This window comes from Streptomyces sp. NPDC059477 (assembly GCF_042749375.1).
Lineage (GTDB): Bacteria > Actinomycetota > Actinomycetes > Streptomycetales > Streptomycetaceae > Streptomyces.
In genome coordinates this window covers 1-7688 of sequence record NZ_JBHYUG010000166.1, presented here as the reverse complement: position 1 = coordinate 7688, position 7688 = coordinate 1, and the positions used below count along the sequence as shown (strand labels likewise).

The 7688-nt window shown below is 77.1% G+C and carries 6 protein-coding genes; all 6 read left to right on the top strand.

Going from position 1 to position 7688, the window contains the following annotated elements; genetic code table 11:
- The first annotated feature begins 117 nt into the window (after nucleotides 1-117).
- On the top strand, nucleotides 118-1626 hold the full coding sequence (locus tag ACFXAZ_RS38895; RefSeq protein WP_384601638.1) for a hypothetical protein: 1509 nt from the start codon (nucleotides 118-120) through the stop codon (nucleotides 1624-1626).
- Nucleotides 1623-1907, top strand: a complete 285-nt coding sequence (locus ACFXAZ_RS38890) for a hypothetical protein (protein ID WP_384601635.1) — start codon at nucleotides 1623-1625, stop codon at nucleotides 1905-1907. Before ACFXAZ_RS38895 ends, ACFXAZ_RS38890 begins: the two co-directional genes overlap by 4 nt.
- Before the next feature lie 331 nt (nucleotides 1908-2238).
- Nucleotides 2239-2976 carry a hypothetical protein gene (locus ACFXAZ_RS38885; RefSeq protein ID WP_384601632.1) on the top strand — a complete coding sequence of 246 codons (738 nt, stop codon included), beginning with the start codon at nucleotides 2239-2241 and terminating at the stop codon, nucleotides 2974-2976.
- A gap of 151 nt (nucleotides 2977-3127) precedes the next feature.
- Nucleotides 3128-4717, top strand: coding sequence for a hypothetical protein (locus tag ACFXAZ_RS38880; protein ID WP_384601629.1), 1590 nt, complete (start codon nucleotides 3128-3130; stop codon nucleotides 4715-4717).
- Nucleotides 4669-5793, top strand: a complete 1125-nt coding sequence (locus ACFXAZ_RS38875; RefSeq protein ID WP_384601626.1) for a hypothetical protein — start codon at nucleotides 4669-4671, stop codon at nucleotides 5791-5793. The genes ACFXAZ_RS38880 and ACFXAZ_RS38875 overlap by 49 nt, the downstream gene beginning before the upstream one ends.
- A 44-nt stretch (nucleotides 5794-5837) precedes the next feature.
- A complete protein-coding gene (locus ACFXAZ_RS38870; RefSeq protein WP_384601623.1) occupies nucleotides 5838-6788 on the top strand; it encodes a hypothetical protein in 951 nt (316 codons plus the stop codon).
- Nucleotides 6789-7688: the final 900 nt, after the last annotated feature.

Here is a 7688-nt window from a genome sequence, read left to right as displayed (position 1 = left end):
GCACCCCCCGAGACGCGCGCCCCCCGCGCCGGCCCCCCCCCGCCCGCGGCCCACGCGCAGAGAGCGGCCCTGCCGCGACCCGCCCCCCCCCCCCCCCCGGGTCCCTAGGGTGGTGGGGTGACACCAGAACCTCCCTCCCCGACAACGGACCTCTCCCGGATCCGGGCGGCCACGGAGGCGCTGGACTGCCCGGCCGGGCAACTCCCCGTGGCGGTGGCCGAGTTCACCGGCGCCCCGGCGCCGGGCCCAGGCCCGGCCCGGAGCCTGCTGGAAGCGGTGTTCGCGGTCGTGGACCGGGTCCCGCGGCACGAGGCCGGCACCGGTGACCTCACGGCCGCCGCCGAGGACTGGCCGGCGCTGTCGGTCACCGTTCCGGCGACACCGTGGCAGGCGGCGGCCCTCGTGGACCGGCTGGTGGACCTGCTGCGCCCGCTGACCGGCGGCCGGCTGCGCGAGGTGGCGGCCAGCCTGGGAGTCGGGGTGGGCGACCGGGTCCTGCGTCTGCACGCCGCCGCCGAGCCGGACGACCGCGACGAGCCGGAGAAGCCGGCCGGGCGGACGCTGCGCGACGCGCTGGACACGGATCCGGCCGCGGCCCTGCGAGTGTGGACCATGGCGATCGGCGAGCTCGCCGCCGGGGACCCGGACGCCTGGCCGCGGGTGTTCGAGGACGCCCTGCGCGGCACGGTCCTGGAGGCCCTCGCGCGGGCGGCGGACGGCCTGCTGAGGGTGTCCCGCTTCGCCCCGGCGCCGCTGGAGTGGACCGCCGACGGCAAGGGCCTGACCGCTGGCCGGCCCGTGCCCGGCTCCCCGCACGGCCTCCAGGCCCGCCTGATGCCCGTACCGGCGCAGCGGCCGCTACTGCCCGGCTGGGACCGGCCGGTGTGGCCGGACGGTATGAACAGCGGGGCGCCCGGGAAGGCGTGGCGGTGGGAGGCCGGCTGGCCGCTGCCCGACGGCACGTTCCAGCCACAGGCGGGGTACAGCGCGACCGAACCGTCCCGGGCGATGGCCCAGTTCGCCGCCGAGCAGACCCTCGCCGAACTCCTCCCGCACGCCCGCGGTCTGCGCCAGAGCTTCACCGGCCGGCTGCTCATCCCGCGCTCCCGCCCGCCGGCCGGGGACGACCCGGCACTGCGGGTGGTCACCCTGCGCTCGCTGCTCCGGGGCGTCAGCCGGGCCGGAGGCGACGAAGACGACGACGAGGCGCCGACCCGGGCCCAGGCGTGGCAGCGGATCGCAGAGGGCATCAGCCTGCCGGCCCCCCGCCACCCGGAACCGGCCGCCGGGGACGACCGCACCCTCGCGCAGCTGACCGACTTCCTCGCCGCCCAGGCCCGTGGTGCTCACCCCGCCCGCGCTGCGCTACCTGGCCGGAGCGGACCACCACGCCAGCCCGCTGGCCATGGACCGCCGGCACGCCCGCGGCCTGCGCCGCGCGATGGAGCCGGCCACCGCCGAGGAGGCCGCACAACTCGAAGCGGACCTGGGACCGCTGCTCCCGGGCACCGCCTGGACCGAACTGCTGGACGCGGCCGGTCTGGAGCGCTTCCTCGACACAGAGCCGTAGGAAGCGGCGCCGGTACGGCGCTGGCCGCCCAGGCCCCTACGCGGACGGGCACGTGATCGTGCTGCACCGTCTCGTCGGTGCCGGCCCGGCCGCCCACCTTCCCGCGGTGCTCGCCGCCCCGCACCGGGCGGAGCCCGGCGCGATCTGCCCCGCCGCCGCGGGCGCCGCACACCGCACACCGCCCGGCCGACCCTGCCCCGCCGCCGTCCCGTTCGACGACCAGGCGCTGTTCGACCTGCCGACGCTGGTGTGGCGCTCCGGCAGCCGTGCCGCACGAGAGGACGACGCCCGCCTCAGCGCCCGGTCCGGCTTCGGCTGCTGCGCCTCCTGCCGGTGACGGCGGGCACTGCGGTGCCCAGGGCCCGGGAGACCCGCCGGCGGTGCCTCATGCCCGCCGGAACGCCGCCACTGGTGTACGCGCGGACGTCGAACAGCGAGCGGGCCGCCCGTACGCCTCCTCGCGGTGGCGGCCCGCCGGGGCAAGCCGCGCCGGAGCCGGGCCACCTCGTGCGACTCCACCCGCAAAGCCCCCGCCTTTCCTGCCGAGGAGGCCGCCGACGGCGTCGACGCCCGTCTCCGCGCTGCTGGATGCCGCTGCGGCCGCGGGTCGGTGGCCGGGCCGGCTGGTTCCGGTCCGGGACCCGCCCGCGGGGCTCTACGGTGCACCGGTGAGCATCATGATGCCGCCGGCCGGCGGCGAACTGCCCGCGGCACACCTGCCGGTGGTCGACGAGGTCCTGGCCGCCGCCCTGCGCGCGCAGGGCGCCGCGGGCGTGCGGGCGCTGGGTCTGCTGCGGGACGCACACCGGGTCCTCGCGGGGAGCGGGCTGGAGCGCCCGGCGGAGGTCGCGGAGTCGTGCCTGCGGGGCGCGGCGGACGCGCTGCTGAGCCTGCCGGGCGCCCCGGACGCGGTGGGCCTGAAGTCCGCGGCGAAGGACCTGCTGGCCGCGGTGGACGCCCTCCCCGACCCGCTTGCCACCGCACCGGCGGACCCGGCCGCCGGACTGGTCCGGGTCCGGGCCACCGCCGAGGTGCTGCGCGGTCAGCTCGCGCGCCCGGGAGGCTTCCACCGCGCCCGGGCCGCAGGAATCGCCGGGCGGCTCATGGGCGTAAAGCTCGGCGGCGCGCAGGAGCGGGCGCTGGACGGCTGGGGCGAGGTGTACGGGAGGACGTCGGGCACGCTCCACGGAGGGGAAGCCGATCCGGCCGTCGCGGCCGCCGTCTACCAGGAAGTACTTTCGCTGGCGCGGGAGTTGCTGGTGCCACTGCCCGGCCGCGCCGCGCGGGTCCTCGAACTGGCCGCCCTGGAGGCGCCGGGCGCGGCCGAGGCGCGGGAGCTGGCCGGCTGGGCGGACCCCCGCGCCACGACCTACTTCTTCGGCTCCCGCCCGGCTGACCGCCCTTGAAACACACGCGCCGCACCTGCTGCTGGCCGACCGAGCGGCCGACGTCTGGCCGGCGGCCCCGTTCCTTGGCCACCTGGCCGCCGCCGACCCCCGAACCGCCCGGGAGTGGCTGGCCGGCCACGCCGCCGCCCTCGCCCCGGCCGGCCCCCGCGTGCTGGGCGCGCTGCTGCGCCTGGCCGACGCCGGCGCCCTCCCCCCGGCCGGAGTACGGCAACTGCTCCCGCACGTCCTGCTTCCGGCCCCCGCGGGGGAGCCGGCCGAGCACGCGGACGTGCCGCGCCGGCTCGTGGCCGCCTGGGCGGGCACCCTCCCGGTACCCGCACGGGACAGGGACTGGGTCCTGGTCGCCGAGGAACTGCTGAAGGACGCCGCCGACCTGGGGCACGCCGGCTACCGGGCCTACCGGGACGAGAGCCAACGCGCACGGGCCGGGCAGCGGCCGCTGCCCGAGCTGACCGACGTCCTCCGGCGGGAGTGGGCGGCCCGCCTTCCCGCACACGACATCACCGGCCTGCTGCGCGAACTGGTGGTGACCGTCCACGCCGAAACCGGCGACGGCGGCGGGCCGTTCCGCTGGGCCCGCGCGGTCCGCGGCGCGCTGGCGGGCCTGCTGCGCCGCGACACCGCCGCGACCGGCCAGATGCCCTGGCCGGAGTTTGTCGACCTGGACGAGGTCCGCGTCCTTAACGAGACGCTCTTCCTGGGCCCGGTCCTGGACATGGGCCCGCTGCTGGCCCGCGCGGTCCTCGACCTCGCCGCGGCCGACGCCGCGGCCGGCCTGCCGCCGGCCGTACGGCTGCGGGCGTGGCCGCGCATCGAACAGGCGGACGCCGCTCTGCACGACCGGCTGCTCGCCGCCCACCTGGCCGCGCACCCGCCGCCCGCCGCTGGCGTCGGTGCCGAGGCTGCTGCGGGGGAGTGGTGGGACCGCGCCGCCGGGGCCACGGTGCGGCTGCTGGCCGGCCGCCCCTCGCCGGAGGGCGCCCGGCTGGCCGCTCTGGTGCTGGACACCTGCCCGCCCGGGCGGGCCGCCGGCCTCCAGGAGCGGGTACGGACCGCGCTCGGCCCGGCGCCGTCCGCCGCGGCCGTCGACGAACTGCTGCCGACCCCACCCGACCAACTCGACCAGGGCGAGCAGGACGACCGCCCCGGTGAGGCCGTGGAGCCGCTCGCGTCCTGGCTGCGGGTGTGGGCCTGGTCGCCGGTCCTGCCCGCGCCGCTGCTGGACGGCTTCGGTCCGCTGCTGGCCGCGCTGCGCCGGGCCCGGCCGCCCGACCCGAGGGCCGCCGTCCGCCCGCAGCCGCTCCGTCACACCGCCATCGCGCTGGAGGACCTGCGGGAGCTCGCCGCCGCGGCCGGCCCGCTCGCCGCCGCGGGCACCCTGGCCGGAGCCCCGGACGCGGGCGCCCCGGCTACGCGACCGTCCTGCGGCGCCTGGTGGCGGCCGACCCCGGCGCCTGGACCGCCGACGTCCCCGCCCAACTCGCCGCCCTCGCCCGCCCGGAGCTCGGCGCGTACTACCTCGCCGCCGCCGCGGCCGTCGTCCGCCACCCCGACGCCTTCCCCGCCGGCCCCGCCACAGCCGTGCTCGCCGCCCTCGACCTCAGCCGCGCCCTGCCCGCTCCCGCCGACCCGCACATCCCCGACGCGGCCGACTGCGCCGGCCGGGCGTGGTCCGGCCTGCTGGCCTTCGTGTGGCGCACCGGCGGCGGCCTCGGCGGCGCCCTGCCGGCCGTCCTGAACCGGCTGCGCACCCTCGCCGAGCCGCTCACCCGCCCCGCCGCCCGGCCGAGCTCGGCGCCCGCTGACCTGACAACGCCCGCCGCCGGCCGGGCGGGGGCGGAACGGGAACTGCCCGCGGGCCTGCTGGAGTCCCACCCGGCGGTGCGCGCGCTGGACTGCCTCCTGAACCACGCCGCCAGCCGGGCGCCCCGAGACGGCCAGATGCCCGGCGACATCCTGAACCTGACCGCCGGCATCCTGGCCGCCCGCGGCGGCGACGAGGCGGTCGCCGCCGTGCTCGGCACGCACCTCCCGGTCCTGCACCGCCGCGCCACCGCCTTCACCGCCGCCCACCACGCCGACCTGTACGCGCTCGCCCCGGGCCGGCCGTCCCCGGCCGCCGCGTGGCTGCACGGCCGCCGCGGCCCCGGCCCCGACCCGCTGCTGCTCGCCGCCCTGGACCGCCGCCAGCTCCTGGCCGCCCTGCGCGAAGAACCCGACGGCACCATCGCCTTCCGCGTGGTCTACGCGCTGCTGACCGGCCACGACGGCCTGCTCGGCCACCCCGCGGACGCCTGGCGGGAGTTGGCGGCCGGCCCGGGCGGCGCGGAGGCCGCCTCCGGCTTCCTCGAGTACCTCGCCCTCGTCACCTCGATGAGGCCGACCGCCCGGACCGCGGTGGACACCGAGCGGGTGTGGTGGACCGCCGCCCTGGAGGCCGATCTGCCGCCCGGCGCGCTCGCGGGCGCCGGCGGCTTCGCGCACTGCGCGCTGCCGGACGGGCTGTGGCTGCCCCTGGCCCGGCGCAGCGCCGCCCACACCCCGGCCCAGAAGGACGCCGGCCGGGTCGCCGAACGCGCCGCCGCCCACCCGGGCAGCCCCGATGCCGTGCACCTGGCCGCGCACCTGCTCACCCGCCCCGCCCCCGAAGGCGCGTACGACGACGGCGACGTCCGCCGCCACGCCCGCGCCCTGCTCCGGGCCGCCGAGGCCCTGCCCGCGCCCGCCCGGCCGGCCGGGACCGCGCAGCTGCGCCGCGCCCTGATCGAAGCCGGCGAGGTCGACCTGGCCCGGGCGCCGTCGACGGCCGGCTGACCGGTCCGGCCCCGCGTGTCGGCCGGGCCGGGAATGATCGAGGGATGACCGATGACCTCCCCGCCGACCCCGCGCCCAGGCCGGCGCCGCGCCCCGATGGCCGTTCCGGTGGACGGGACGAGCTGCGCGCGCTGGGGGCTGCGCGCCAACGCACCGTGGACGAGCCCATGTTCACCGCCCCCGGGCTGCCGGGCACGTTCCGGCTGCAGCTGTTCACCGCGGCCGGTGCGCGCCCGGTCGCGGTGGCGACGCAGATCGCCGGCGAGGAGGGGATGGGGCTGACGAACGGGGCGGAGCGGTACGCGGGCGCGGTGTGGGAGCGGCACTGCCCTGACGAGGAAGTGCCGCCGGTGTGGGTGGAGCGGCAGCTGTGGTGGGAAGGGTCGCGGCAGGAGACCCGTTTCCGGCGGGTGGTGTTCGCCGGCGCCGACGGCTACCGGCCGTACGGCCCGTGCTGGAAGGCGATCACCCACGAGGAGCTGCGGGACCTGGTCGGCGCCGAGGTCGCCGCCGGCCGCGGCGCCGGCTACGTGCCGCGCCCCGCCGAGCCCGAACCCCGGCTGGTGTTCGAGGAGTTCGCGGTGGTCCGCCTCGGGCGGCCGGAGCCTTTCCGCGAGCCCGGCTGTATGCCGGCCGGGGTGCGATGGCGGCGGCGCTGGACGCGTCAGGTTCTGCCGCGCCGCGGCGCCCGTACCTGCTGCTGGTACCACGGCGGCGACTGGCACACGGTCAGTGCGATGGCGCTCGATGTTCTGAAGCGCGCCCGCGCGCAGGGAGTGGAGGCCGACGGCATGGAGGAGTTCGCCCTGGCCCACGCGGCCGCAGCCGACGCCACCGGCTGGGAGACCGAGGCGCTGGCCACCTTGTTCAGCATCGCGGACGCGATCCAGCCCGACAGCGAGACCGGCTACATCAACGGCCAGCACCGCGCCCAGGCCCTGCTGGAGGCAGGGGTGCGCCGCACCGTCGTCCTGCGCCACGTCTACGAGCCATAAGCCGCGCCCGCCGAGCTGCCGCCGGGCGCGGACACACGGAATCATCAACGACAGGCCGGCCCGACACGCTACGGCCCTGTTTCCTGCCCGGAAGACTCAGCCAGCCGCCTAGCCCACCACGCAAGTCCCCCAGACCGCCCCGCCCTCCGTCCCGTCACCGGGCCGGGCCACCGCCTCCACCTGCCTGTCCGGTGGGCCGCCGGTCCGGACTCCGACCGGAGCGCCGACACCTACGTCTCCCACATCGGTCTCGGCGCCCTGATCGGCCCAGCCCGCAAATTCCCGCCGCCCTTCTCACGCTCCAGAAAGATCTCTGCCACCGAAAGCATGAAACACAGGCCCTAGCAATTATTCACGCCCCGGGATGAGAATTCAGGCGGCAGGTAAGGCCGCTACATAACATATTTCACTCGACAACAACGCGATAATGTAACGCCATTAGCGAAACCCGGGTACATAATCAATCCCTGTGGCCCAGACAGCCCGCCCCTCTAAGCGGTAGAATTTCAAGAGGTCTAGACCTGCATGAGGGTGTGACTGTAACGACGAGTGACCGTTACAGAACTTGTGCGGTACATAATGGCGTGACATAATCAAGCACTCAGGACGACGACACCGGGAGCCCGACACGATGTGCAAGTGCGGTTCAGACACCTACACGGGCCACGTAGAGATCACCAGCAATGGCTACCCGGCCCACGTCTACACAGGCCACTCCGGGCCCCAAGGATGATCGGTAGGGCGGACTCCACAGCCGCAGCCGGCCGCCGCGTACGCCTCCTGAAAGATGTAACGGCACCCCCGGGACCCACCTCCACCTAGCCAGCGCTGTTTGAGTCGCGGAGCGACGTTACAACTTTCCGTCGCGTAGTGACGGCGCGTCATGTCTCCGGAGGAGAC

Excerpts from the sequence above, each read along its gene's own strand:
- ACFXAZ_RS38870 (WP_384601623.1), top strand. The coding sequence starts at position 5,838 with ATGACCGATGACCTCCCCGCCGACCCCGCGCCCAGGCCGGCGCCGCGC.